A 25,779-nucleotide genomic window follows, 5' to 3' on the forward strand; every position below is an offset into this window, starting at 1 on the left:
GACGCTAAGTCACCACTTTTCAGGGAGTTTGCTGCTTTTTTGAGCCAGGTAACGCGTTTAGCAAGGATAAAACACAAAAACGGCCCGCAGGCCGTTTAAAAAGAGAGGGTGTTATGCGAGTGTGCCCGCACCGCGACAGTTCGGCGAAGCGAGTACCGTATCCTGCAATCCTTCCCACTCTTTCAGGGTATAAGTATGCAAGGCCAGTGCGTGAACACTTCCCGCCAGCTCAGCACTGAGTTCACCATAAATTGCGCGATGGCGGGCGAGAAAACGCTGACCGGTAAAAACGTCGCTGACAATCACCACTTTGAAATGGCTTTCAGAACCGGCAGGCACATTGTGTCGGTAGCTTTCATCATGCACTTCCAGATGAGCCGGCTCAAAAGCCAGGCGCAGCTTCTCTTCTATCTGTTCTCGAATCATGGTTTTACCCTCAATGGCGAGCGCTGTGCCCCATCTGTTTAAATAATAGTCCGTTTTTGGCTGCGCAACGCGACAGCGGACGTAATATTATCACTCCGTCGCCCTCTTCGCTTGTGCCTTGTCAGGCGGGGAATATGAAAAGGTAGAGAGCAAGAAAAAGCGCCTTGCGCGGTTTACCTTGTGGCAAAGGGCTTTATTCACTGCACCGCTTTGCTATGATGGCCGCAGTTTTTGCACACCAACCCATGACACTAACGAGAAAGCGTATGTTGAAAAAACTGTTATTCCCGCTGCTGGCTGCTTTTATCCTGGCCGGTTGCGCTTCCAGCAACAACACATTGACCATTCAACCTAAGATTCAGCTGCCACAGCGCGATCCGAGCCTGATGGGCATTACGGTGAGTATCAACGGCGCCGATCAGCGTCGCGATCAGGCGCTGGCAAAAGTTAATCGCGATGGACAACTGGTCAGCCTGACCCCGTCGCGCGATCTGCGTTTCTTACTTCAGGAAGTGCTGGAGAAACAAATGACAGCGCGCGGCTATATGGTCGGTCCTAATGGCGCGGTTGATCTGCAAATCATCGTCAATAATCTGTATGCCGACGTCACCCAGGGTGATGTGCGTTACAGCATTACCACCAAGGCGGATATCTCTATCGTGGCGACCGCGAAAAATGGCAATAAACAGATTAAAAATTACCGCCAGACCTACAGCGTAGAAGGGGCTTTCAGCGCCACCAATCAGAAAATCACCAATGCGGTGAATTCTACGCTGAGCGACGTGATCGCCGATATGGCGCAGGACACCAGCGTCAACGACTTCATCAAACAAAACGCCCGTTAATCAGGTCTTTTGCCCGGCACCCGGCCGGGCACTTTTCAAGGTCAGTATGAATCACTACTTCCGTGTCTTCCGCCAAAAAAATGCAGCCATTTTACTCCTTCTGGGATTCGCATCAGGTTTGCCTCTGGCCTTAACCAGCGGGACGCTGCAGGCGTGGATGACGGTGGATAATATCGATTTGAAAACCATCGGATTCTTTTCACTGGTGGGCCAGGCCTATGTGTTTAAGTTTCTCTGGTCCCCCATGATGGATCGCTTCACGCCGCCGCTTCTCGGTCGGCGCAGAGGCTGGTTGCTCATTACGCAACTGGCACTGGTGGCCAGCATTGTGGCAATGGGCTTTTTGCAGCCCAGCCGGGATTTAACCCTGATGGCGGCACTGGCGGTACTGATTGCATTCTGTTCTGCGTCACAGGATATCGTCTTCGATGCCTGGAAAACGGATGTGTTGCCGCCGGAAGAACGCGGAAGTGGCGCTGCCATCACGGTGTTAGGCTATCGCCTGGCAATGTTGATATCGGGCGGTCTGGCGCTGTGGCTGGCCGATCGCTATCTCGGCTGGGAGGCGACTTACTGGCTCATGGCCCTGCTCCTGCTGCCCTGTCTTATCGCAACCTGTCTTGCCAAAGAGCCGGACAACGCGCAGGCCGCGCCGCGCACGCTACGTCAGGCGGTTGTCGATCCTCTGCACGATTTTTTTAATCGCAACAACGCCTGGCTGCTGATCACGCTCATCATTCTTTACAAGCTCGGCGATGCATTTGCCGCCTCTCTCACCACCACCTTTTTGATTCGCGGCGTGGGATTTAATCCGGGCGACGTCGGGCTGGTAAACAAAACGCTGGGCTTGCTGGCGACCATCATTGGCGCGCTTTATGGCGGCATGCTGATGCAGCGCCTGAGCCTGTTTCGCGCGTTAATGATTTTTGGCCTGCTCCAGGCGGTGTCGAATTTCGGCTACTGGCTGCTGGCGGTCACCGACAAACACCTCTGGAGCATGGCGAGCGCGGTCTTTATTGAGAACCTGTGTGGCGGAATGGGAACCGCTGCGTTTGTCGCGCTGCTGATGACGCTGTGTAATAAGTCCTTCTCGGCGACGCAGTTCGCCCTGCTGTCTGCGCTTTCAGCGGTAGGCCGGGTTTACGTGGGACCTGCAGCCGGTTATCTGGTCGAGATCTGGGGCTGGCCAACGTTCTACGCCTTTACCGTTTTCGCCGGTCTGCCGGGCCTGGCCCTGCTGGCTTTTTGTCGCGGTACACTGGACTTTACCCAAAAAACCGGCCAGTTTTTGCCGCGCCGCTATTTTTCCACAGGCTACCGTTGGACGAAACGGCTGTTTGCAGGCGGATGCGGGTTACTGGCGCTATGGCTGCTGTCGCTGGCGCTGAATGCAACGGGTATGCTCACGCTTTCGGCGTGGCTGGCTCCGCTGTTTGAAGCCGGTATGGCGCTGGCGCTTTGCGGTGTGCTGTCCGGTGTGGTGCTGGATTATCGCGCATTGAGAAAGGCCGGGAATTGACCTTTTGCCTCATAATCGCACAGTCGCAGGTGCCATTTCAGCCAATTGGTTAAGCGCACCTAATTTGTCTTTGCGTGTCAATTTACAAAAAATATTTTTATCATGTGCGCGCTTCGGGCAAGATATTTAAATCCGGTACGCAATTAATTAAGTTAAAAATTAGAGAAAAAATGATGCAATATTGTTAAATAATTGGGTATTAAAAGTCAGGGTTATTCCTTTCCTACTTTTGTTTAACCCCGCATCCATCTCTTTTTGTTATATTACTGCCAACTGCTTGTCCACGTTAATAATTTGTCACCGAGAACAACATCTGTGACACCCTTAGCAAAAGGTGTCAACATGGTTCTGACACATCCTTAAGCTGGTTTACACTGCATAAACCTTCCCGTAAAATGCGCGCACACTTAAACGACAATAGAGCCCTTTGTCATTGAGGTCGTTAAATGAGACTCAGTAAATACAATAAAAGTTTGGGGATTTTGTCATTAATCGCAGGCACTTTATTAATGAGTGGCTGCGATAATGCATTGTTAAATCCCAAAGGACAGATTGCGCTGGAGCAACGTTCGCTGATACTGACCGCTTTTGGTCTGATGATGATCGTCGTGATTCCTGCAGTCTTAATGGCCGTCGTGTTTGCCTGGAAATATCGGGCGTCGAACACGAATGCTAAGTACAGTCCTAACTGGTCACACTCCAATAAAGTGGAAGCTGTGGTCTGGACCATTCCGATCCTGATCATCGTTTTCCTTGGTGTACTGACCTGGAAATCAACCCATGCGCTGGAGCCAAGCAAACCCCTGGCCTCTGACGTGAAACCGGTTGAAATTGACGTCGTTGCTCTGGACTGGAAATGGTTATTCATTTATCCAGAACAAGGTATTGCGACAGTTAACCAGATTGCCTTCCCGGCAAACACCCCGGTTAACTTCAAAATCACCTCCAACTCCGTCATGAACTCCTTCTTTATTCCTACGCTCGGTAGCCAGATCTACGCGATGGCGGGCATGCAGACCAAACTGCACCTGATTGCCAACGAGCCAGGAACTTTCGACGGTATTTCCGCCAACTTCAGTGGTCGCGGTTTCTCTGGCATGAAGTTCAAAGCCATTGCAACCAAAGACGATGCGGAGTTCCAGCAGTGGGTTGCCAAAGTAAAAGCGGCACCTAACACGCTGATGACGATGGATGATTTCGAGAAAGTGGCTGTGCCAAGCGAAAATCACCCGGTGGAATATTTCTCTTCAGCTAATCCTGAACTGTTCTTGCAGGTCATTAACAAGTTCATGAATAGCCACGGGAAAATGGACATGTCTGAACACAAAGGCATGGACATGAGTCACACCGCTACCGCGGGAGCCGAGGAATAATACGATGTTCGGAAAATTAACTCTGGATGCAGTGCCCTACCATGAACCGATTATCATGGTTACGGTTGCCGGCATCATCATTGCAGGTCTGGCGATCGTCTCTGCCATCACCTACTTTGGTAAGTGGAAATATCTGTGGTCTGAATGGCTGACGTCAATCGACCATAAAAAACTGGGTATCATGTATATCATCATGGCGTTCGTCATGCTGCTGCGCGGCTTTGCTGACGCCGTGATGATGCGTACCCAACAGGTTCTGGCTTCCTCCGGGGAAGCAGGCATATTGCCCCCTCATCACTACGACCAGATCTTTACCGCTCACGGCGTAATCATGATCTTCTTCGTGGCGATGCCATTCGTGGTGGGCCTGATGAACATTGCCGTACCGTTGCAAATCGGTGCGCGTGACGTTGCCTTCCCGTTCCTGAACAACCTGAGCTTCTGGTTTACCGCAATCGGTGTGATTCTGGTTAACCTGTCTCTGGGTGTCGGCGAATTCGCGCAAACTGGCTGGCTGGCCTATCCACCGCTGTCGGGGGCAGAATACAGTCCCGGCGTGGGGGTGGATTACTGGATCTGGAGTCTCCAGCTTTCCGGTATTGGTACAACCCTGACCGGTATTAACTTCTTCGTGACCATTCTGAAGATGCGTGCGCCGGGCATGGACCTGTTCAAAATGCCCGTCTTTACCTGGGCTGCGCTGTGCACCAACGTCCTGATCATCGCTGCGTTCCCGGTTCTGACCGTGACTCTGGCGCTGTTGACACTTGATCGTTACCTCGACTTCCATTTCTTTACTAATGATATGGGCGGTAACATGATGATGTACGTCAACCTGATCTGGGTCTGGGGTCACCCAGAGGTGTACATTCTTGTTCTGCCGGTGTTTGGTGTCTTCTCTGAAGTCACGGCCACCTTCTCGAAAAAACGTCTGTTTGGTTATACCTCACTGGTCTGGGCGACCATCGCCATTACCGTGTTGTCGTTCATCGTCTGGCTGCACCACTTCTTCACCATGGGTGCCGGTGCCAACGTTAACGCCTTCTTCGGTATCATGACGATGATCATCGCGATTCCGACCGGGGTTAAAATCTTTAACTGGCTGTTCACCATGTATCAGGGTCGCATTCAGATGCACTCTGCGATGCTGTGGACCGTAGGCTTCCTGGTCACCTTCTCTGTGGGTGGTATGACCGGTGTTCTGCTGGCCGTTCCGGGCGCTGACTTTGTCCTGCACAACAGTCTGTTCCTGATTGCGCACTTCCATAACGTGATTATCGGTGGTGTGGTATTCGGTTGTATGGCGGGTGTGACCTACTGGTTCCCGAAAGCCTTCGGCTTTACCCTGAACGAAACCTGGGGCAAACGTGCTTTCTGGTTCTGGATCATCGGCTTCTTCGTTGCCTTTATGCCGCTGTACGCACTGGGCTTCATGGGAATGACCCGTCGTCTGAGCCAGGATATCGATCCTCAGTTCCACTCTCTGCTGGTTGTTGCAGCGGTAGGTGCGGGTCTGATTGCCTGCGGTATTATTTGTCAGCTGATCATGTTCTACGTGTCTGTACGTGACCGCGACCAGAACCGTGACCTGACTGGCGATCCGTGGGGTGGCCGTACGCTGGAGTGGGCAACCTCTTCACCACCGCCGTTCTATAACTTTGCTGTTATCCCGCATGTGCATGAGCGTGACGCTTTCTGGGAAATGAAAGAGAAAGGCGAAGCGTACAAGCAGCCGGCTAAATATGAAGAAATTCATATGCCGAAAAACAGCGGTGCTGCGATTGTTATTGCCGCGTTTGCGACCATCTTCGGTTTTGCGATGATCTGGCATATCTGGTGGCTGGCAGGTCTTACTTTCCTCGGCATGATCGTAAGCTGGATCGTGAAGAGCTTCGACGAAGACGTGGACTACTACGTCCCTGTTGCCGAAGTAGAGAAGATTGAAAAGCAGCACTTTGACGAAATCAGCAAAGCAGGTCTGAAATAATGTCAACTACCGTAAAACACCACCACGACGCCCATGCGGAGCATGGGCATCACGATGCAGGAGCCAATAAAGTCTTTGGCTTCTGGATCTACCTGATGAGTGACTGCATTATCTTTGCAACCCTGTTTGCGACCTATGCAGTTATGGTTAACAACACCGCCGGCGGCCCGGCAGGCAAAGATATCTTTGAACTGCCGTTCGTGCTGGTTGAAACCGCCCTGCTGTTATTAAGCTCCATCACCTACGGCATGGCTGTTATCGCCATGAACAAGGAAAACAAAGGCGCCGTTATCGGCTGGCTGGCGTTGACCTTCCTGTTTGGTGCGGGCTTTATCGGGATGGAAATCTATGAATTCCATCACCTGATTGCTGAAGGCTTCGGTCCAAACCGTAGTGGCTTCCTGTCCGGCTTCTTTACACTGGTCGGTACGCACGGTCTGCACGTGACCTCGGGTCTGATCTGGATGGCCGTGCTGATGTTCCAGATCGCGAAACGCGGTCTGAACGCCACTAACCGTACCCGTATCATGTGTCTGAGCCTGTTCTGGCACTTCCTGGACGTGGTTTGGATCTGCGTGTTTACCGTTGTTTATCTGATGGGAGCCATGTAATGAGTCATTCTGTTAACGAACATGGTGCATCACACGGTAGCGTGAAGTCTTACATGATCGGCTTCATCCTCTCTATCATCCTGACGGCAATCCCGTTCTGGATGGTAATGGATGGTAGTGCTTCTCATGGAACCATCCTCGGCGTTGTGCTGGTCTGTGCAGTCGTTCAGGTGCTGGTTCACCTGGTTTACTTCCTGCATCTGGACAGCAAATCTGAGGGCGGCTGGAACATGGTGGCCATTGTCTTCTCAGCAATCATTATCCTGATTGTTGTGGTTGGCTCACTGTGGATCATGTGGAACCTCAACTACAACATGATGCCCCACTAAAGAGTCTGTGTAATGTTTAAGCAATACCTGCAAGTTACAAAGCCAGGAATTATTTTCGGGAATTTAATTTCTGTGATTGGCGGATTTTTGCTGGCCTCTAAGGGCAGCATTGATTACGCCCTGTTTCTCACCTCACTGGTTGGCGTGTCGCTGGTGGTTGCGTCAGGTTGTGTCTTCAACAACGTGATTGACCGTGATATCGACATCAAGATGGAGAGAACCAGGAATCGGGTGCTGGTTAAAGGCCTTATCTCCGCGAAAGTAAGCCTGGTGTATGCCACTGTGTTGGGTATTGCTGGCTTTGCACTGCTGTATTTCGGTGCTAACCCGCTGGCCATGTGGCTGGCGGTGATGGGCTTCGTGGTATACGTTGGCGTTTACAGCCTGTATATGAAGCGTCATTCGGTTTACGGTACGCTGATTGGTAGCTTGTCTGGCGCTGCGCCGCCGGTGATTGGCTACTGTGCCGTGACCAATGAGTTCGATGCGGGCGCCCTGATCCTGCTGGCGATTTTTAGCCTGTGGCAGATGCCGCACTCTTATGCGATTGCTATCTTCCGCTTTAAGGATTACCAGGCTGCCAACATCCCGGTCTTACCGGTTGTGAAAGGCATCTCTGTAGCAAAAAATCATATTACGCTTTATATCCTGGCGTTTATGATTGCCACGCTGATGCTGACGCTGGGTGGCTATGCAGGCTATAAGTATCTGGTCGTTGCCGCTGCCGTCAGCGTCTGGTGGCTGGGCATGGCGCTGTCAGGTTATAAAACCTCAAACGATCGGGTTTGGGCACGTAAACTGTTTGTCTTCTCCATCGTCGCCATCACCGCGCTGAGCGTGATGATGTCAGTGGATTTCATGACGCCTGCGTCAAAAGATTTGCTGACTTACGTGCGCTGATGTGTACCAAAACAGCATGAAACGGGCGCGATTTTCGCGCCCTTTCTTTTTGTTACGACTGCTTAAGAACTATTGTTTTACCCTTCCACTCTCCCTCCCTAAAATAAATGCAGCACATCAACAGAGGTAGGAATGAACGATAACAAAATGACTCCGGTGGAGCTGCGCGCCACATGGGGCCTTGGCACGGTCTTTTCCCTGCGTATGCTGGGAATGTTTATGGTCCTGCCGGTATTGACCACCTATGGCATGGCGCTCCAGGGAGCGAGTGAAACCTTAATCGGTCTGGCCATTGGCATTTATGGCCTGGCTCAGGCCATTTTCCAGATCCCCTTTGGCCTGCTGTCCGATCGTATTGGACGCAAGCCTCTGATTGTGGGCGGCCTGCTGCTGTTTGTCCTTGGCAGCGTGATTGCCGCCAGCACGGAATCCATTTGGGGCATCATCCTTGGCCGGGCGTTGCAGGGTTCGGGCGCGATTGCGGCCGCCGTGATGGCGCTGCTGTCGGATTTAACGCGTGAACAGAACCGCACCAAGGCGATGGCGTTTATTGGCATCAGTTTTGGCGTTACCTTTGCGATTGCGATGGTGGTGGGACCGATTGTGACCCACGCACTGGGCCTGCATGCGCTGTTCTGGATGATCGCAACGCTGGCGACGCTGGGTATTCTCATTACGCTTTGGGTGGTCCCCTCCTCCACTCAGCATGTCCTGAACCGTGAGTCGGGCATGGTGCGCGGCAGCTTTAAAAAAGTGCTGGCCAACCCGCGCCTGGTAAAACTGAATCTTGGCATCTTCTTTTTGCATATCCTGTTGATGTCGAGCTTTGTTGCGCTGCCCGACCAGTTTGAGCAGGCGGGATTACCGCCATCAGAACACTGGAAGGTCTATTTAACGACCATGCTGATCGCCTTTGCGGGCGTCGTGCCTTTTATCATTTATGCGGAAGTGAAGCGCAAAATGAAGCGCGTCTTTGTCGGCTGTGTCGGCATGATGGTCATCGCAGAAATTGTTTTATGGGGCGCACAGGGCCATTTCTGGACGCTGGTGCTCGGCGTACAGCTCTTCTTCCTTGCCTTTAACCTGATGGAAGCCATCCTGCCTTCCCTGGTCAGTAAGGAATCGCCTGCCGGTTACAAAGGGACAGCAATGGGGCTTTACTCCACCAGCCAGTTTCTGGGCGTTGCGATCGGCGGAAGCCTGGGCGGTTGGGTGTTCGGTCATTTTGATGCGCAAACTGTGTTTATGGTGGGAGCGATTGTGGCGGCAATCTGGCTGTTCGTCAGTATGACCATGCAGGAACCGCCCTACGTCAGCAGTCTGCGCATTGTGCTGAGTGATGCGGCGCTGGCAGTACCGAATCTGGAGAAGCGCCTGAAGGCCCAGCCTGGAGTGAACGCGGTGCTGATCGTACCGGAAGAAAAAAGCGCTTACATTAAGATCGACAGTAAGATCACCAGCCGACCGGAGCTTGAAGCCCTTATCGGCGGTGGCTAATCCCCTGCCCTCACCGGGTTTGTTGTCTTTGACAAACCCGGTTCCTCCCGTTTATCCCCGCGCAAAATGCGTCCCTCTGGTCACGCAATTTACGTCACGGACATCAGCACCTTGCAGGGCAAAAGCGTTGCTGTCGCGGAAGGGGATCAGTGACAGCCAGACTGGTGTCACAGTCAGGCTGCCAACCCGACAGGATGCCTCAGAGGGCATCCTGTGCTAACGTGCTGAGTGGAGGGATTAATCGCGGAAGTTTTTGAACTGGAAAGGCTGGCCCAGGTTGCCATTACGCACCAGCGCCATTGCGCCCTGTAAATCATCACGAGACTTACCCGTTACGCGCAGAGATTCGCCCTGAATCTGCGTCTGCACTTTCAGCTTGCTGTCTTTAATCAGCTTCACCAGCTTTTTCGCGACGTCGCTTTCAATGCCTTTTTTCATTTTGGCATCCACGCTCCAGCTTTTGCCGCTGTGTTCAATCTCTTCTGGTACTTCCAGCGCCGCGCCTTCAATACCGCGCTTGAGCATTTTCTCGCGCAGGATATCCACCAGCTGCTTTACCTGAAAATCCGATTCACTGATGACCTTAATGGTTTCATTTTTTTCATTGAGTTCGTAACTGGCAGTGACGTTGCGAAAATCAAAACGCGTCGACAGTTCACGGTTAGCATTCTCTACTGCGTTGCGAACTTCCTGCATGTCGACTTCTGAAACGATATCGAAAGATGGCATCTCTTCTTCTCCTGAGGCTAAACTGGCATGCATAATACGCGTCTTACGGCACTAAATAAAATCGCACTGTGTAGCGCTATACTTAACTCATTGCCACAGCGCATAAATAATAAGCCCGCGAGCGGGAGGCAGCATGAAAATAACCGTATTAGGATGTGGCGCATTGGGCCAGGTGTGGCTCACCGCTCTTGCCCATTGCGGGCACGATGTCCAGGGCTGGTTACGCGTACCTCAGCCCTACTGCTCAGCAAATGTAATCGATCCGCTGGGGCGCGTGACGAACCGGACCTTCATTGCCAACGATCCGCTGTTTTTGGCGCAGAGCCAACTGCTGTTGGTGACGCTGAAAGCCCCGCAGGTATCAACGGCCGTAAAAAATCTGGAAAGCGTGATGTCAGAAAACTGCCCGGTTTTGTTGTTGCACAATGGCATGGGCACGCTTGGCGAATTAAAAGGTCTGACGCAGCCGCTGTTACGCGGTATCACCACGCACGCCGCAATGCGGGATGGCACGGTCATTAAGCACGTCGCCACGGGCGTCACCCATATTGGTCCCGGCAACCGTAAAAGCGAGCACTGGAGTGAGGTCGCCGATGTGCTGCACGAAGCGCTGCCCGATGTCGCCTGGCATGACAATATCCGGGCGGCCTGCTGGCGTAAGCTGGCGGTAAACTGTGTGATCAACCCACTCAGCGTGATTTACGACTGTCAGAATGGCGCACTGCGTCAGCATCAGGCAGACATCATCACCTTATGTGACGAAATCAGTTGGGTTATGGAGCATGAAGGCCAGTCCGTGGCCAGCCAGAGCCTGCAGGATCAGGTGCTGAATGTGATTGAGACGACCGCCGCCAACACCTCATCAATGCTGCAGGATATACGCGCTCAGCGACTGACGGAAATTGAATACATCACCGGCTTTCTGCTGCGTCGCGCACGCACTCACGGCTTAGTGTTACCTGAAAACACCCGGCTGTACGACATGATTAAACGCAAGGAGTCTTATTATGGGCGCGAACGCCTCGGTACTGGTCTGTCTGGCTCATGGCAGTGAAGAGACGGAAGCCGTTACCACACTCGATCTGCTGGTCCGTGGCGGGATAAAAACGGTGACCGCCAGCGTGGAAAGCGATGGCTGCCGTGAAATCGTCTGTTCGCGCGGCGTTCGCCTGCTGGCCGACGTCCCGCTGGTCGAGGTGGCGGACAACGCCTACGATGCCATTGTCCTGCCCGGCGGACTAAAAGGAGCCGAGACATTTCGTGACAGTCCGCTGTTGGTTGAAACCGTACGCCAGTTTCATTTGTCAGGACGTATTGTTGCGGCCATCTGCGCAGCCGCTGGCACGGTACTGGTGCCGCATAAACTGTTTCCGGTCGGCAATATGACAGGGTACCCCGGTTTAAAGTCCACCATACCGGAAGAGAAATGGATGGAACGTCGTGTCGTCTGGGATCCGCGAGTCAATTTGCTCACCAGTCAGGGACCGGGCACGGCGATGGATTTTGCGCTGAAATTAATTGATTTGCTAGCAGGCAGTGATAAAGCACGTGAGGTCGCGGCACAACTGGTGCTGGCGCCGGGTATTTACGACTATCAGGCCAGTTAAGTCGCCGGTTCAGACGCCTGCCGGACGCTCTGTGCTCGTCTTGCCCTGGTACGCAAGGCGAGCACAGGGGGAAGCGGTCAGTGACCGCTATGCGGATTACGGACGATATACCTTCACGTTTTTAAACCCCTGCTCATGCAGATAGAGCGCCTGTAATTTACTCATCACACCGCGATCGCAGTACAACAGCCAGGTTTTGTTCTGATCAAGGTCGCCAAACTGCGTACTGAGTTTGTAGAAAGGCATCGACTTCACCTCCGTTCCCGCCAGCTGTAGCGGTTTGTCTTCCTGCTCATCCACGGAGCGGATATCCAGCACGCTGTCGTTTTCGTTCAGCAAGCCGACCGTCTCAACCTCAACCACCTCTTCCTGCGTCTGCTCCGCGATTTCGCGAATATCCACATTGGTCGCCTCGGCCACCATACGTTCCAGAATCGCGAAATCAAACTGGCTTTCTTCGGCTTCGATTTTGCCTTTTACCGCTTTGACCGTCGGGCTTTTCGAAATCACGCCACAATATTCCGGCATGGTGCTGGCAAAGTCTTCGGTGCCGATTTCACGCGCCACTTTAATAATGTGCTCTTTGTCGTGGGAAATCAGCGGGCGCAAAATCAACGTATCGGAGGCATTGTCGATCAGTCGCAGATTGGTCAGCGTCTGGCTGGAGACCTGCCCCACCGCTTCGCCTGTGACCAGGGCCTGTACGCCATAACGTTCCGCCACCATTGAGGCTGCACGGACCATCATACGTTTCAGCACCACGCCCATTTGACCGTCGTCGATTTTTTCTAAAATTTCGCCGACAACTGGCTCAAAGTTGATTGCCACAAAACGCACACGGTGCGAACGGCCAAAGCGGTTCCACAGATAATGGGCGACCTGACGTACGCCGATTTCATGTGCCGCGCCGCCCAGGTTAAAGAAGCAGTAGTGAACGCGGCTGCCACGACGCATCAGCATGTAGCTGGAAACGCCGGAGTCAAATCCCCCCGAGATCAGCGACAGCACATCTTCCTGGGTACCAATCGGGAAGCCGCCCAGCCCTTCATAGCGTGCGGTGACCAGCGTTAAGCGGTTTTCTTCCACTTCGAGGTTAACCGTCACCTCAGGTTTCTTAAGCTGAACGGTGGCGCTGGCGATGTGCTGATTTAGCCCGCCGCCAACATAGCGTTCGACGTCCTGCGAACTGAAGCTGTGTTTGCCACGGCGCTTAACCCGCACGCAAAAGGTTTTGTTTTCCAGGCTGTCGCGATACTGTGCCAGCGTCTGCTCGAAAATATCGTGGATGTCGGTATATTCGCGCTCTTCAACCGCAAGAACATGATGAATACCCGGGATGCGCATCAGCTCATCGGGAATAATCTGCCGCATGGCTTCATCTTTGCAGCGCACTTCAATATGATCCCAAAAACGCACCACCGCGATCTCATCGCTGACCGTTTTGAGCACGTTGCGGATATTACTGGCAAGAATCTTAATAAAGCGCAGACGCACCGACTGACTCTTGATGGTGATTTCAGGAAATAACTTGACGATAAACTTCATGGCAATACAGCTTCGTTGGGCAAATAAGTGCTAAAACAGGCTGCACTTAGCTGGTAAGATCATAAAATTGCGGGGTGACAGGCGCATCCGCATCCGAGGCGCGAGAGTATATCACCTTTACCCGGTGACTGCTTCTGCAACAGCATGCACATTGATTATTTTGCTAATCATTCTCTCTCAGCTACCATGACCGATTGCAAGATAACGTTCCAACCGTGAGTCGACACGAAATATGCCGAAAAAAGCCGAACAGCCAGCCAGCTTTGAAACGTCATTGCAGCAGCTGGAGCAGATTGTTAATCGTCTGGAAAGTGGTGAACTGCCGTTGGAAGACGCCCTGAATGAATTTGAGCGCGGCGTGCAGTTAGCGCGCAATGGCCAGCAAACGTTGCAGCAAGCCGAGCAGCGCGTGCGCATTCTCCTCAGCGACGATAACGATGCCGATCTCTCCTCTTTCACGCCGGAAAACAACTAATGGATTTTCCTGAACTGCTCAATGCGTATCACCAGCAGGTGAATCACGCGTTGATGGGCTACCTGGATGCCCTCCCTTTTCAGAGTTCTCCTCTGGTGAATGCCATGCAGTATGGGGCACTATTAGGTGGCAAACGCATGCGCCCGTTTCTGGTTTACGCAACCGGCACCATGCTCAATGCGAATAAAGCCAGTCTCGATGTGCCTGCAGCGGCTGTCGAATGTATTCACGCCTATTCACTGATTCATGACGATTTGCCGGCAATGGACGATGATGCGTTACGTCGTGGGCAACCAACCTGCCATATCAAATATGGTGAAGATACCGCCATTCTTGCCGGTGATGCGCTACAAACGCTGGCCTTTTCTATTCTGGCCGACCAGCCCATGCCGGGCGTGAGTGCAGAATACCGCCTCGCTATGCTGTCAGAGCTGGCCAGGGCCAGCGGCGTAGCGGGTATGTGCGGCGGGCAGGCGCTGGATCTGGCGGCAGAAGGTCAGTCTGTCGATCTTCATCAACTGGAACAGATCCATCGTCACAAAACGGGGGCGTTGATTCGCTCAGCCGTGCGTCTCGGTGCCTTTGCTGCCGGCGACGCGGGCCGTGAAGCGCTGCCGTATCTTGACCGCTATGCGGATGCCATCGGCCTGGCCTTTCAGGTGCAGGATGACATCCTGGATGTGACGGGCGACACAGCCGTTATCGGAAAACGTCAAGGTGCCGATCAAGATCTTGGAAAAAGCACCTATCCTTCATTGATGGGTCTGGATAATGCCCGGATTAAGGCACTGGATTTATACCAGGAAGCCGTGGATGCTTTGCACATGCTCTCTGCAAAATCCTATGACACCTCTGCCCTGAAGGCGCTGGCGAGCTTCGTAATTGAACGCGATAAATAACTTCCATGATGAGTCACTGATGAGTTTTGATACTACAAAATACCCGACACTGGCGCAGGCAGAAACGGTACAGGCACTGCGTGCCCTGCCTAAAGAAAAATTGCCTGCGCTCTGCAATGAGCTGCGCCAGTATTTATTAGACAGCGTGAGCCGCTCAAGCGGCCATTTTGCGTCGGGCCTGGGCGTGGTCGAGCTGACGGTGGCGCTGCATTACGTCTATAACACACCGTTCGACCACCTCGTGTGGGACGTCGGTCATCAGGCTTATCCGCATAAAATTTTAACCGGCCGCCGCGATCGCATCGGATCGATTCGGCAAAAGAATGGCGTGCACCCCTTTCCGTGGCGGGGAGAAAGTGAATACGACGTCCTGAGCGTCGGTCACTCCTCTACCTCCATCAGTGCCGGGCTGGGCATGGCTGCTGCGGCCGAACGGGAAGGTAAAGGGCGCCGTACCGCCTGTATTATCGGCGACGGTGCCATCACCGCAGGCATGGCCTTTGAGGCCATGAACCACGCGGGCGATATTAAACCCGATATGCTGGTTATCCTGAACGACAACGAAATGTCGATTTCTGAAAACGTCGGGGCGCTGAATAACCGCCTGGCACAGATTTTATCGGGTAAGACCTACGCGCGTCTGCGCGAAGGAGGCAAGCGCGTACTGACCGGCCTGCCGCCGATTAAAGAGTTGGTAAAACGCACCGAAGAACACCTGAAAGGCATGGTGGTACCGGGCACCCTGTTTGAAGAACTGGGGTTCAATTACATCGGGCCGGTCGATGGTCATGATGTCCTGACGCTGGTGAATACGCTGACGAATATGCGTAGCCTGAAAGGCCCGCAGTTCCTGCATATTATGACGAAAAAGGGTAAAGGTTATGCCCCGGCAGAGCAGGATCCGATCGCCTGGCATGCGGTGCCCAAATTTGATGTCGCCAGCGGCGAACTGCCTAAGAGCGCCGAAGGATTGCCGAGTTATTCGAAGATCTTCGGTAACTGGCTGTGCGAAACGGCGGCTGACGACGCGAAGCTGATGGCGATTACGCCCGCCATGCGCGAAGGGTCGGGTATGGTAGGATTCTCCCGCAAGTATCCCAACCAGTATTTTGACGTTGCCATTGCCGAACAGCACGCCGTGACCTTTGCGGCGGGCCTGGCCATTGGGGGCTATAAACCGGTTGTTGCGATTTACTCCACCTTCCTGCAGCGCGCCTACGATCAGGTTATTCACGATGTCGCGATTCAGAAGCTTCCGGTCCTGTTCGCGATTGACCGTGGCGGCATCGTTGGGGCCGACGGCCAGACGCATCAGGGTGCCTTTGATCTCGCCTATCTGCGCTGCATTCCGGATATGGTCATCATGACGCCGAGCGATGAGGACGAATGCCGCCAGATGCTTTATACCGGCTATCACTATCAGGCAGGTCCGGCTGCCGTGCGTTATCCACGCGGAACCGGCACTGGCGTTGCTCTGACGCCACTGCAAAGCCTGCCGCTGGGCAAAGGTGTGGTTAAACGTCGGGGCGAAAAGCTGGCGATCCTTAACTTCGGTACACTGCTGCCTGAAGCCAGCCACGTTGCCGAAGCGCTGAACGCCACTCTGGTGGATATGCGTTTTGTTAAACCGCTGGATGAAGCGTTAATTACCGAACTGGCCGCACAGCATGAGTCGTTGATTACGCTGGAAGAAGGCGCGATTAAGGGCGGCGCAGGCAGCGGCGTCAACGAGTTCGTGATGGCGAAACGTCTGGGCATTCCCGTTCTCAATATTGGCCTGCCTGACGAGTTCATTCCCCCGGGCACGCAGGAAGAGATGCGTCACGACTACCACCTGGACGCAGACGGTATTCAGCAGCAAATCAGTCACTGGCTGGCGCAGTAGTTCCCCTCCCCCGCTCTCTGCGGAGAGCGGTATTCCTGCTATGCTTAATTCCCCTGGAAGGACATAGCAGGAGTCATGATGAAAACCGTTCCACTCGCGAATACTGATTTAAAAGTTTCCCAGCTCTGCCTGGGCTGTATGACATTTGGTGAGCCCACCCGCGGTAAACATGCCTGGACACTGCCCGAAGAGAGCAGCCGACCGCTTATCAGGCAGGCGCTGGAGGCCGGGATTAATTTCTTCGACACCGCTAACAGCTATTCAGACGGCAGTAGTGAGGAGATTCTGGGGCGAGCGCTCAGGGATTTCGCCCGCCGCGAGGAGGTCGTGGTCGCCACCAAAGTCTATTTCCCGCTGAGTAACCTGTCACAAGGCCTGTCCCGTAAAAACATTCTGCAATCCATTGATGACAGCCTGCAACGGCTGGGCATGGAGTATGTCGATCTGCTGCAGATTCACCGCTGGGACTATGACACGCCGCTCGAAGAAACCCTGTCGGCACTTGATGAGGTGGTGAAATCCGGCAAAGCACGTTATATCGGCGCCTCATCCATGCACGCCAGTCAGTTTGCACAGGCCTTAACCATGCAGGCAGAACAGGGCTGGGCACGCTTCGTCAGCATGCAGGATCAGTACAACCTGATTCAGCGCGAAGAAGAACGTGAGATGCACCCGCTGTGCCAGCGTGAAAATGTTGCGGTCCTGCCATGGAGTCCACTGGCACGCGGTAAGCTCACCCGGCCATGGGGCGAAACCACCGCCCGCTCCGTTTCTGATGAGGTGATGAGCACGCTCTATGCTTCAACGGAGGAAAACGATGCGGCGATTGCGGCGCGCCTGGCGCAGGTAGCAGCCGACAAAGGCGTAACGCGAGCGCAGGTCGCACTGGCGTGGTTACTGAGCAAACCGGTGGTGACAGCGCCCATCATTGGCGCCTCTCGCGCAGAGCAGTTTGCTGAGCTGGTGGAAGCCGTGAACGTTGACCTGACAACGCAGGATATTGTCGCCCTGGAAAGTGAATATCAGCCTCACCCGGCCACCGGCTATCAGTGATACCAACGCAGCGTGTTCACAGGCGTGACGCGCTCATTCGGCCCGGCCGGGAGAGGATAATGGTGAGACAACCGTACGCCGGTATTTCGGCTACGGTTGCAAAACGGTGATGATAAGGGGCGCAGGACGAACGCTTAACCGGCGAGATAAACCCCGGCACCATAAAGGATGGCTGCAGCAATAATGCCCGCAATAATGTCATCGACCATAATGCCCATGCCGCCATGCACGTTACGGTCGAACCAGCGAATCGGCCAGGGCTTCCAGATATCCAGCACGCGGAACAGCACAAAACCGGCCACCACCCACTGCCAGCTGTTCACCGGAATGGCCATCAGCGTAATCCACATCCCGATAAACTCATCCCAGACAATGCTGCCGTGATCGTGAACGCCCATGTCTTTGGCGGTGCGATGGCAAAGGTACACGCCCACGCTGATGCCTAGCAGCACCGCCAGCGAATACAGATCGTGCGGAAGCAAGGTCAGCAGACACCAAAAAGGAATCGCGGCCAGCGATCCCACTGTACCAGGCATAACCGGGCTGAGCCCACTGCCAAAACCGGTCGCCAGTAAATGCCAGGGATTACGCATCCGCAGACGACCTTTGGCGATATGTTTATCTGATGTCAAAATGGTCGAATCCTTTAAAACGCACATCTGTCGGTTTGCCGTTTTCGAGCAGTGACAATCCTTCTGACTCGGGCGCCATCTGCCCAATACAGGTATAAGGCACGCCAAGATGTCCCAGCGCCACGTCCAGTGCACCCCGATTCACTTCCGGCACACTGAAGCACAGCTCATAGTCTTCGCCGCCGCTGAGCGCCCAGCGCAGCACCTGTGACGCATCAAAATTGTCACGCAGTGCCGGGGACAGCGGAAGCGCGTCAAGGTTGATACGTGCCCCGCAGCCGCTGGCTTTCAGCACATGACCTATATCAGAAATCAGCCCGTCTGAGATATCGATAGCGGAAGAGGCCAGCGAACGCAGTGACTGCCCCTGTAACACGCGCGGCATGGGCCGCAGGTGACGTTTAATCAGGGCTTCATGAATGGCCGGATCGTCAATGCGGCAGTGATGCTGCAGCAACGCCAGCCCGGCCGCGCTGTCGCCCAATGTACCGGTGACATAGATCCAGTCGCCGGGTTTTGCGCCCGAACGCTTTAACGCTTTGCCGTGAGGAATCAGCCCATGAATACCCAGCGTCAGGCTGAGAGGCCCCCGCGTCGTGTCTCCCCCCACCAGCTGCATATCGTAATATTCCAGCAGGTCAAACAGGCTTTCGCTGAAGCTGCTCAGCCAGCTTTCATTCACATCCGGCAAGGTCAGCGCCAGGGTTAGCCAGGCAGGATCGGCACCCATCGCGGCCAAATCGCTCAGATTCACCGCCAGTGATTTATAGGCTAAATCTGCAGGATGGATCGTGGGCAGGAAGTGGATACCGGAAACCAGCGTATCGGTGCTGACCGCCAGCGTTTGCTTTTCGGGCACGCTCAGCAGCGCGCAATCGTCGCCGATGCCGAGTTCGACATCACGGCGGCTACGCGTTCTGCGATTGAAGTAGCGTGCGATGAGTTCAAATTCACCACATGACATAATTGCGTTCCGCTTAACCATTAATGAAAAAGGCCGGCAAGCCGGCCTTATTGATTATTTGCGTTGGGGTCGAATTTGCGGACCGGCTTTATCCAGCACACCGTTGACAAATTTATGGCTGTCTTCAGCGCCAAATACTTTCGCCAGTTCGATACCTTCGTTGATGGCCACTTTATAAGGCACATCAGAACGCTTGCTCAGTTCATACAGCGACACACGCAGAATGGCTTTTTCCACCTGCCCCAGTTCTTCTAACTGGCGCGACAGATAGGGTTGCATCAATCCATCCAGGTACGCGCTGTTGGTCGCCACACCGGCCAGCAGTTCGCGGAAATAAGTAATATCGACGTCTTTAACGTCCTGTTCCGCCAGAAACTGGTATTCCACATCGGCAATGTCGTTGTTAGACAACTGCCAGGAGTAAAGCGCCTGGACAGCGCACTCACGGGCGCGACGACGAGCAGCAGGTTTCACAAAATTCCCCTTACAAAAATCAGGCTTTAATGGCTTTCAATACGTTGATCATTTCAAGTGCGGTCAGGGCCGCTTCGGCACCTTTGTTACCCGCTTTGGTTCCAGCACGCTCAATGGCCTGCTCGATATTTTCGGTTGTCAGTACGCCGAATGCCACAGGAATATCGCTGTCCATGGCAACACTGGCAATGCCCGAGCTGGCTTCACCCGCGACGTATTCGAAGTGCGCCGTGCCACCACGAATCACGGTACCCAGCGCAATCACGGCATCATGTTTGCCGGTTTTAGCCAGCGCACGCGCGGCCAGCGGCAGTTCGTAAGCACCCGGTACCCAGACGACAGTGATATTGTCATCGTTGACCTGGCCGATACGCTTCAGGGCATCCACAGCGCCGTCTAACAGGCTCTCGTTGATAAAGTTGTTAAAACGCGCGATAACGATGGCAATTTTTGCCTCTGGCGTTGCAACGGCAGCTTCGATAACTTTCATACATATCCTTTCAGGGGTTTGTTTAGCCCCGCGCAGGGGGGCGGATTCTAACATACTCTTTGGCGGCGTGCTCTCGCTTTTCCGCCTCTGTTATTGCGGTATCAGGGTCAGACGGAGATCGCTGCCGACCTGACGCACGTCGCTGAAGGCAAAAACCGGCGCGTCAGCCAACTGCGTCAGCCCCGTAAGCTGACACAAACCGCGCGCGTCATTACCCAGTAATTTCGGTGCCACATACACAATGAGTTCGTCAACCAGACCGGCCTGAAGCAGTGCCCCTGCCAGCGTGGCACCGGCTTCAACCCAGACGCTGTTAATCTGGCGCTGGCCCAGCACCATCATCAGCGCCACTAAATCCAGTTGGCTGCCGCGTAAAGGAACCGGAATTTGCGTCACCGAGTCAGGCCAGCGCTGAGTGTCGGCCTGCTGTCGCATCAGCCAGGTTTCGCCCAATTGTTCTATAAGTTTGTGCTGCGGTGTTACGCGATTCTGGCTGTCGACGATGACGCGTACCGGCTGGCGTAAGGTCTGCGCATCGATCAGGCGCTGACTGTCGCTGTCCAGTTCGGCCCAGCGTACGGTCAGGGAAGGATCGTCGGCCAGCACCGTTGCGCTGCTGCTGAGAATGGCGGCGCTCTGCGCTCGCAAACGCTGGACATCGCGTCGGGCAGCCGGCGAGGTGATCCACTGGCTTTCGCCACTCGCCATGGCGGTGCGGCCATCCAGTGATGCCCCCAGTTTAAGCTGTATCCAGGGGAAGCCGGTCCGCATGCGTTTCAGGAATCCCCGGTTCAGGGCTTCCGCTTCCTGCATCATCAGTCCGTGGCTGACTTCAATGCCCGCCTGCTGCAGTCGATGTAATCCCCGTCCGGCGACCTGCGGATTGGGATCCTGCATCGCGGCCACGACGCGTTTTACACCGGCCTCAATAAGCGCGTCGCAACACGGCGGCGTGCGCCCGTGATGACTGCATGGCTCCAGCGTCACATAGGCTGTCGCCCCACGCGCACGCGCACCGGCCATGCGCAGGGCATGCACTTCCGCATGCGGTTCTCCGGCGCGCTGGTGCCAGCCTTCGCCAACAATGTCGCCATCGCGTACAATGACGCAACCGACATTGGGGTTCGGCATGGTAGTAAAACGTCCGCGCCGCGCCAGTTCCAGCGCGCGCGCCATATAACGTTCATCGGTCATGATTTAATCCTGTAATCTGGCAATCTCTTCGCCAAAATCACGCACGTCCTCAAAGCTGCGATAAACAGATGCAAAGCGAATATAGGCCACTTTATCGAGTTTTTTTAGCTCGTCCATGACAAGGTTACCGATCAGCTTGCTGGGAATTTCACGTTCCCCCGTCGCACGCAACTGCGTTTTGATATGGCTTACCGCACTCTCTACGGCATCCGCACTGACCGGGCGTTTCTCCAGCGCTTTCATCATGCCGCTGGCGAGTTTGTCTTCATTGAAAGGTTCACGCACATCGTTGCTTTTCACCACGCGTGGCATGACCAGCTCAGCGACTTCAAACGTAGTAAATCGCTCATGGCACACCAGACACTGACGACGGCGCCGCACTGACGAACCCTCACTGACCAGACGAGAATCAATCACTTTTGTGTCTACAGCGGAGCAGAATGGGCAATGCATGACGTTTCCTGACACGAGATAAATGGGCCGTACAGTGTAGCGCGAACTGCAAGTCAACAAAATCGATTCCCGTGTTTTACCCCGCCCGCTTCACAGACCGGATGGGAAATGCCCGCCCGCATAAAACCCGCTACGCTTAAAGCGCTCAGGGCAAAAAGCGGAGAACGTAGCCACTTTAGTGCCGATCCGGGGTACTGCATCACCGGATACCTGCGCCACTGCGCTGGCCAGATGCCTGATATCAACCTGTTTCACCTTGCATCATTACGCGTAACGCGAGGTGAAATCGGCACGCCAGCGGCTACGGCATTTTATCGCTCAGGGAAAGGCAATTTCAGAGCACACTTAAGGTAATCGGCGTGATTTCAGTTCAGGCTTCAACGCCATAAGCGGATGCTGATGCGTCCCGCGACAAGGGGCAGTTATTACGTCATTTGAATAAAGGATAAAAAAACATGATGAACAGGATGGTTTGGGCACCCGCGGCCCTATCACTGGTTCTGCTAAGTGGTTGCAGCACCCCAGCCCAGCCGCAGGTGAAACAACTGCACCGGGAAGTCAGTCAGCTTAATCAGCAGATGCAGCAACTCACCAGCCAGGCAAGTGCGGTTGAAATTCAGGGACAGCTGAACGCCCATTCACAGCAGGGCGCATGGCTGTTGCCGCAGGCAAACACGCCCGTGGCACTTCAAACGCAGGCTGGCACGCTGCGCCTGTCGCTCGCACGCATTGAGGCCGAGGCCGGCGGTACGCATGCTGACCTGACGCTTCGCACACAAGACAATTCACCGCTGCCCGGGATGCATGCGACAGTAGTCTGGGGCCAGCTCGATCCCGCAACCGGTAAGCCAATTGAGGCCGACAGCCTGACGCAAACCCTCAGCGTTCCCGCTTCACTGACGCCACGCAGTTCGGTCACCGTACCATTACGGTTAAAGGATGTGACGCCGGAGCAACTGGGTTATGTTCGAATTCACCAGGTGATCGCAGATACGTCCAGGCCCTGAAAACAAAAAAGCCGCCAGATTACGCTGGCGGCTTTTTTTATCGTACCAATACTACGGCAGGATCGAAGGCTGATCGGCGCCCTCTTTCTCCACTTTCTGTACCAGCATATGTTCGCGTTTCATGCCCAGCTTCAGCGCCAGCGCTGAAGAAACGTAGATCGACGAAACGGTACCGATGGTGACACCAATCAGCATGGTCAGTGAGAAGCCTTTCAGCAGCGCACCACCAAAGATGAACAGGATCAGGATCATCGCCAGCGTAGTCAGCGAGGTGATCAGGGTACGGCTTAACGTCTGCGTCAGGGACACGTTCGTAATGTCATAAGAGGAGCCGCGACGGATCTTGCGGAAGTTCTCACGAATACGGTCCGAGACCACGATTTTATCGTTCAGCGAGTAACCGATGACCGACATCAGCGAGGCCACAATGGTAAGGTCAATCTCGACCCGGAACAGCGACAGCAGTCCACAGGTGATAATGACGTCATGCGCCAGCGCCAAAACCGTACCCAGTGCCAGACGCCACTCAAAGCGAATACCGATATAAATCAGAATCGCAATCAGTGCCGACAGCAGGGCTAACGCCCCGGCCTGCGCCAGATCGCTGCCCACGCTCGGTCCGACAAACTCGATACGTTTGACCGTCGCGTTTTGCTGCGTCGTCTGGTTGATAACCGTTACCACTTTATTACCCAGCTCGGTTCCCGCAGGCCCGGTGACCGGCGGCATGCGCACCATCACATCGCGGCTGCTACCGAAATTCTGGATCAACGGTTCCTGGAACCCGGACTTCACCAGCGCACCGCGGATGGCGTCGAGATCGGCCGGTTTCTCCAGATTGATCTCAATGACCGTACCGCCGGTGAAATCGAGCCCCCAGTTAAAACCGCGTACGCCAACAATGGCAATCGAGATGATGATTAACAGTCCCGAAATGATGAATGCCAGCGTATCCCAGCGCATAAAGTCAACGACTTTACGGCCGTGGTTTAACTGCTCAATGTTATATTCCTGTGCCACAACGCACTCCTCAGATAGACAGCTTCTTAACGCGCTTGCCACCGTACATCAGGTTGATAATGGCGCGGGTTCCGACGATCGATGTGAACATGGAGGTCGCAATACCGATAGCCGTTGTAATCGCAAAGCCCTTAATGGAGCCCGTACCAATTGCATACAGAATCACCACCTTAATCAGGGTCGTCACGTTCGCATCGACAATACTGGAGAAGGCACCTTTGTAGCCCTCATGAATTGCCTGCTGTACGGAACGCCCGTTGCGCAGTTCTTCTTTGATACGTTCATTGATCAGGACGTTTGCATCGACTGCCACCGCCAGCGTCAGCACAATACCGGCGATGCCTGGCATGGTCAGCGTGGCCCCCGGTAACAGCGACATAATGCCGACAATCAGCACCAGGTTTGCCAGCAGTGCGCTGGTCGCAATCAGGCCCACTTTCTTGTAGTACAGCACCATAAACAAGATGGAGGCGACCAGGCCCCACAGGCAGGCTTCCAGCCCCTGAGTAATGTTCTGCTGACCCATTGTCGGACCGATTGTCCGCTCTTCCACAATCTGGATAGGCGCAATCAAGGCCCCGGCGCGCAGCAGCAGTGACAGCTGACGTGCTTCGTTCGGGTTGCTGATACCGGTGATGCGGAAGCTGTTGCCCAGGCGTGACTGGATGTTGGCGACGTTAATCACCTCTTCCTGTTTCACCAGAATGGCGCGACCATTCGCATCTTTCTTACCGCTGTCTTTGTACTCCACAAACAGGGTCGCCATCGGTTTACCGATGTTGTCCTTGGTGAAGTTCGACATGATATTACCGCCCGCGCCATCGAGTGAAATATTCACCTGAGGCTGGTTGTATTCGTCCATGCTGGAGGTCGAATCGGTAATGTGGTCACCGGTCAGAATCACGCGTTTGTACAGCACGACAGGCTGGCCGTCACGCATGTCTTTGACCTCGGAATCCCCCGGCACGCGACCATTGGCGGCGGCGGTCGGATCAACGCTGGTATTGACCAGACGGAACTCCAGCGTCGCGGTTGCGCCCAGAATTTCTTTGGCGCGCGCCGTGTCCTGAATACCTGGCAGTTCTACCACGATGCGGTCAGAACCCTGACGTTGCACCAGCGGCTCCGCGACACCCAGTTGGTTCACACGATTACGCAGGATAGTGATGTTCTGCTGAACGGCATATTCGCGCGCTTCGCTGAGGCGAGCATCGGTCATGGTGGCTCGCAGAGCATCGTTACCGCTGTTGCTGATCACCAGATCCTGATGACGGGATGACAGCCACTTCACGGCAGCGTCACGGCTGGCTGCGTCACGGAAACGGATTTCCACGCCGTAGTTAGCAATCTTGCTGACGTTGGTATAAGGGATATTCTTTTCGCGCAGGTCGCTGCGCAGGCTGTCCGCATTCTGCTCTTGCAGTTTGCTCAGGGCAGTGTCCATATCCACTTCCATCAGGAAGTGCACGCCACCGCGCAGATCGAGGCCAAGTTTCATTGGCTGCGCCGCCAGCAGGGTAAGCCAGCGCGGCGTTGCGGGAGCCAGATTCAGCGCCACAACATAGTTTTCGCCCAGCGCTTTCATGATCGCTTCACGGGCGCGCAACTGCACATCCGTGTTAGAAAAACGCGCCGTAATCGCCCCGTTTTCCAGGGCAACAGACTTCGCCTGAATATTATCTTGTTTTAATACGTTCTGAATTTGATCCAACGTTTGCTCACTGGCGGCGCTTCCGCGCGCGCCAGTGATTTGAACAGCCGGATCCTCACCATAAAGGTTGGGAAGTGCATATACCAGGCCAATGACAAGCACCACGACCAGCATTATGTACTTCCACAAAGGATAACGATTTAACACGGCAGTT

General features: G+C 54.3%; 26 protein-coding genes. 15 read left to right on the top strand and 11 right to left on the bottom strand.

Annotated elements, in window-relative coordinates; genetic code table 11:
* Nucleotides 1–111: 111 nt before the first annotated feature.
* Nucleotides 112–426, bottom strand: coding sequence for a transcriptional regulator BolA (gene bolA, locus C1N58_RS13060; RefSeq protein WP_006117961.1), 315 nt, complete (start codon nt 424–426; stop codon nt 112–114).
* 266 nt (nt 427–692) lie between these two features.
* Here bolA and C1N58_RS13065 point away from each other — a divergent pair, with 266 nt between their 5' ends.
* From C1N58_RS13065 to C1N58_RS13100, 8 genes are all read left to right on the top strand, one after another.
* Nucleotides 693–1,271 (top strand): lipoprotein, encoded by a 579-nt coding sequence (locus tag C1N58_RS13065; RefSeq protein WP_006117962.1) that lies wholly within the window; start codon nt 693–695, stop codon nt 1,269–1,271.
* Between the two features lie 46 nt (nt 1,272–1,317).
* The gene (gene ampG, locus C1N58_RS13070) at nt 1,318–2,790 is read left to right on the top strand and encodes a muropeptide MFS transporter AmpG (RefSeq protein ID WP_006117963.1); all 1,473 of its coding nucleotides are present in this window, start codon (nt 1,318–1,320) and stop codon (nt 2,788–2,790) included.
* Between the two features lie 446 nt (nt 2,791–3,236).
* The gene (cyoA, locus tag C1N58_RS13075; protein ID WP_033738657.1) at nt 3,237–4,163 is read left to right on the top strand and encodes a cytochrome o ubiquinol oxidase subunit II; all 927 of its coding nucleotides are present in this window, start codon (nt 3,237–3,239) and stop codon (nt 4,161–4,163) included.
* 4 nt (nt 4,164–4,167) lie between these two features.
* Nucleotides 4,168–6,150, top strand: a complete 1,983-nt coding sequence (gene cyoB / locus C1N58_RS13080; RefSeq protein ID WP_033738655.1) for a cytochrome o ubiquinol oxidase subunit I — start codon at nt 4,168–4,170, stop codon at nt 6,148–6,150.
* Nucleotides 6,150–6,761: a cytochrome o ubiquinol oxidase subunit III gene (locus C1N58_RS13085; RefSeq protein WP_006117966.1), complete on the top strand. Its 612-nt coding sequence runs from the start codon at nt 6,150–6,152 to the stop codon at nt 6,759–6,761. Before cyoB ends, C1N58_RS13085 begins: the two co-directional genes overlap by 1 nt.
* A complete protein-coding gene (locus tag C1N58_RS13090) occupies nt 6,761–7,090 on the top strand; it encodes a cytochrome o ubiquinol oxidase subunit IV (RefSeq protein WP_006117967.1) in 330 nt (109 codons plus the stop codon). The genes C1N58_RS13085 and C1N58_RS13090 overlap by 1 nt, the downstream gene beginning before the upstream one ends.
* 12 nt (nt 7,091–7,102) lie before the next feature.
* Nucleotides 7,103–7,990: a heme o synthase gene (cyoE, locus tag C1N58_RS13095; protein WP_006117969.1), complete on the top strand. Its 888-nt coding sequence runs from the start codon at nt 7,103–7,105 to the stop codon at nt 7,988–7,990.
* A gap of 132 nt (nt 7,991–8,122) precedes the next feature.
* The gene (locus C1N58_RS13100; RefSeq protein ID WP_006117970.1) at nt 8,123–9,487 is read left to right on the top strand and encodes an MFS transporter; all 1,365 of its coding nucleotides are present in this window, start codon (nt 8,123–8,125) and stop codon (nt 9,485–9,487) included.
* Nucleotides 9,488–9,724: 237 nt separating this feature from the next.
* Here C1N58_RS13100 and C1N58_RS13105 read toward each other — a convergent pair whose 3' ends face one another.
* Nucleotides 9,725–10,216, bottom strand: a complete 492-nt coding sequence (locus tag C1N58_RS13105; protein WP_006117971.1) for a YajQ family cyclic di-GMP-binding protein — start codon at nt 10,214–10,216, stop codon at nt 9,725–9,727.
* A gap of 133 nt (nt 10,217–10,349) precedes the next feature.
* On the opposite strand from C1N58_RS13105, the gene panE reads away from it, so the two are divergent.
* Both panE and yajL read left to right on the top strand, forming a co-directional pair.
* Complete coding sequence (gene panE, locus C1N58_RS13110) at nt 10,350–11,270, top strand: 2-dehydropantoate 2-reductase (protein WP_054688072.1); 921 nt, start codon at nt 10,350–10,352, stop codon at nt 11,268–11,270.
* Entirely contained in the window at nt 11,224–11,823 is a 600-nt protein-coding gene (yajL, locus tag C1N58_RS13115) for a protein deglycase YajL (protein WP_394564229.1), read from the top strand. The genes panE and yajL overlap by 47 nt, the downstream gene beginning before the upstream one ends.
* A 96-nt stretch (nt 11,824–11,919) precedes the next feature.
* Here yajL and thiI read toward each other — a convergent pair whose 3' ends face one another.
* Entirely contained in the window at nt 11,920–13,368 is a 1,449-nt protein-coding gene (thiI, locus tag C1N58_RS13120) for a tRNA uracil 4-sulfurtransferase ThiI (protein WP_039338476.1), read from the bottom strand.
* Nucleotides 13,369–13,600: 232 nt separating this feature from the next.
* Between thiI and xseB the strand changes: the two genes are divergently transcribed.
* The 4 genes from xseB to C1N58_RS13140 all read left to right on the top strand — a co-directional run bounded on the left by xseB (nt 13,601) and on the right by C1N58_RS13140 (nt 17,680).
* On the top strand, nt 13,601–13,843 hold the full coding sequence (gene xseB / locus C1N58_RS13125; protein ID WP_006117975.1) for an exodeoxyribonuclease VII small subunit: 243 nt from the start codon (nt 13,601–13,603) through the stop codon (nt 13,841–13,843).
* Nucleotides 13,843–14,742, top strand: coding sequence for a (2E,6E)-farnesyl diphosphate synthase (ispA, locus tag C1N58_RS13130; protein WP_033738647.1), 900 nt, complete (start codon nt 13,843–13,845; stop codon nt 14,740–14,742). The genes xseB and ispA overlap by 1 nt, the downstream gene beginning before the upstream one ends.
* Before the next feature lie 19 nt (nt 14,743–14,761).
* Entirely contained in the window at nt 14,762–16,627 is a 1,866-nt protein-coding gene (dxs, locus tag C1N58_RS13135; RefSeq protein ID WP_039338477.1) for a 1-deoxy-D-xylulose-5-phosphate synthase, read from the top strand.
* A gap of 78 nt (nt 16,628–16,705) precedes the next feature.
* Complete coding sequence (locus tag C1N58_RS13140) at nt 16,706–17,680, top strand: aldo/keto reductase (protein WP_054688075.1); 975 nt, start codon at nt 16,706–16,708, stop codon at nt 17,678–17,680.
* Between the two features lie 134 nt (nt 17,681–17,814).
* Here C1N58_RS13140 and pgpA read toward each other — a convergent pair whose 3' ends face one another.
* The 6 genes from pgpA to nrdR form a co-directional block, all read right to left on the bottom strand.
* The gene (pgpA, locus tag C1N58_RS13145) at nt 17,815–18,312 is read right to left on the bottom strand and encodes a phosphatidylglycerophosphatase A (RefSeq protein ID WP_054634407.1); all 498 of its coding nucleotides are present in this window, start codon (nt 18,310–18,312) and stop codon (nt 17,815–17,817) included.
* Entirely contained in the window at nt 18,299–19,276 is a 978-nt protein-coding gene (gene thiL, locus C1N58_RS13150) for a thiamine-phosphate kinase (protein ID WP_054634408.1), read from the bottom strand. Before thiL ends, pgpA begins: the two co-directional genes overlap by 14 nt.
* Before the next feature lie 54 nt (nt 19,277–19,330).
* On the bottom strand, nt 19,331–19,750 hold the full coding sequence (gene nusB / locus C1N58_RS13155) for a transcription antitermination factor NusB (RefSeq protein WP_006117983.1): 420 nt from the start codon (nt 19,748–19,750) through the stop codon (nt 19,331–19,333).
* Between the two features lie 19 nt (nt 19,751–19,769).
* Complete coding sequence (gene ribE / locus C1N58_RS13160) at nt 19,770–20,240, bottom strand: 6,7-dimethyl-8-ribityllumazine synthase (RefSeq protein ID WP_006117984.1); 471 nt, start codon at nt 20,238–20,240, stop codon at nt 19,770–19,772.
* Between the two features lie 90 nt (nt 20,241–20,330).
* Nucleotides 20,331–21,434, bottom strand: coding sequence for a bifunctional diaminohydroxyphosphoribosylaminopyrimidine deaminase/5-amino-6-(5-phosphoribosylamino)uracil reductase RibD (gene ribD / locus C1N58_RS13165; RefSeq protein ID WP_394564230.1), 1,104 nt, complete (start codon nt 21,432–21,434; stop codon nt 20,331–20,333).
* Between the two features lie 3 nt (nt 21,435–21,437).
* Nucleotides 21,438–21,887 (bottom strand): transcriptional regulator NrdR, encoded by a 450-nt coding sequence (gene nrdR, locus C1N58_RS13170; protein ID WP_006117986.1) that lies wholly within the window; start codon nt 21,885–21,887, stop codon nt 21,438–21,440.
* Between the two features lie 458 nt (nt 21,888–22,345).
* Here nrdR and C1N58_RS13175 point away from each other — a divergent pair, with 458 nt between their 5' ends.
* Complete coding sequence (locus tag C1N58_RS13175) at nt 22,346–22,894, top strand: SadB/YajI family lipoprotein (RefSeq protein WP_205952804.1); 549 nt, start codon at nt 22,346–22,348, stop codon at nt 22,892–22,894.
* A gap of 51 nt (nt 22,895–22,945) precedes the next feature.
* On the opposite strand, the gene secF is transcribed toward C1N58_RS13175, so the two are convergent.
* Nucleotides 22,946–23,914, bottom strand: a complete 969-nt coding sequence (secF, locus tag C1N58_RS13180; protein WP_006117989.1) for a protein translocase subunit SecF — start codon at nt 23,912–23,914, stop codon at nt 22,946–22,948.
* Between the two features lie 10 nt (nt 23,915–23,924).
* Nucleotides 23,925–25,772, bottom strand: a complete 1,848-nt coding sequence (gene secD, locus C1N58_RS13185) for a protein translocase subunit SecD (protein WP_072021736.1) — start codon at nt 25,770–25,772, stop codon at nt 23,925–23,927.
* Between the last annotated feature and the right edge of the window lie 7 nt (nt 25,773–25,779).

Source organism: Pantoea sp. SGAir0180 (assembly GCF_043546245.1).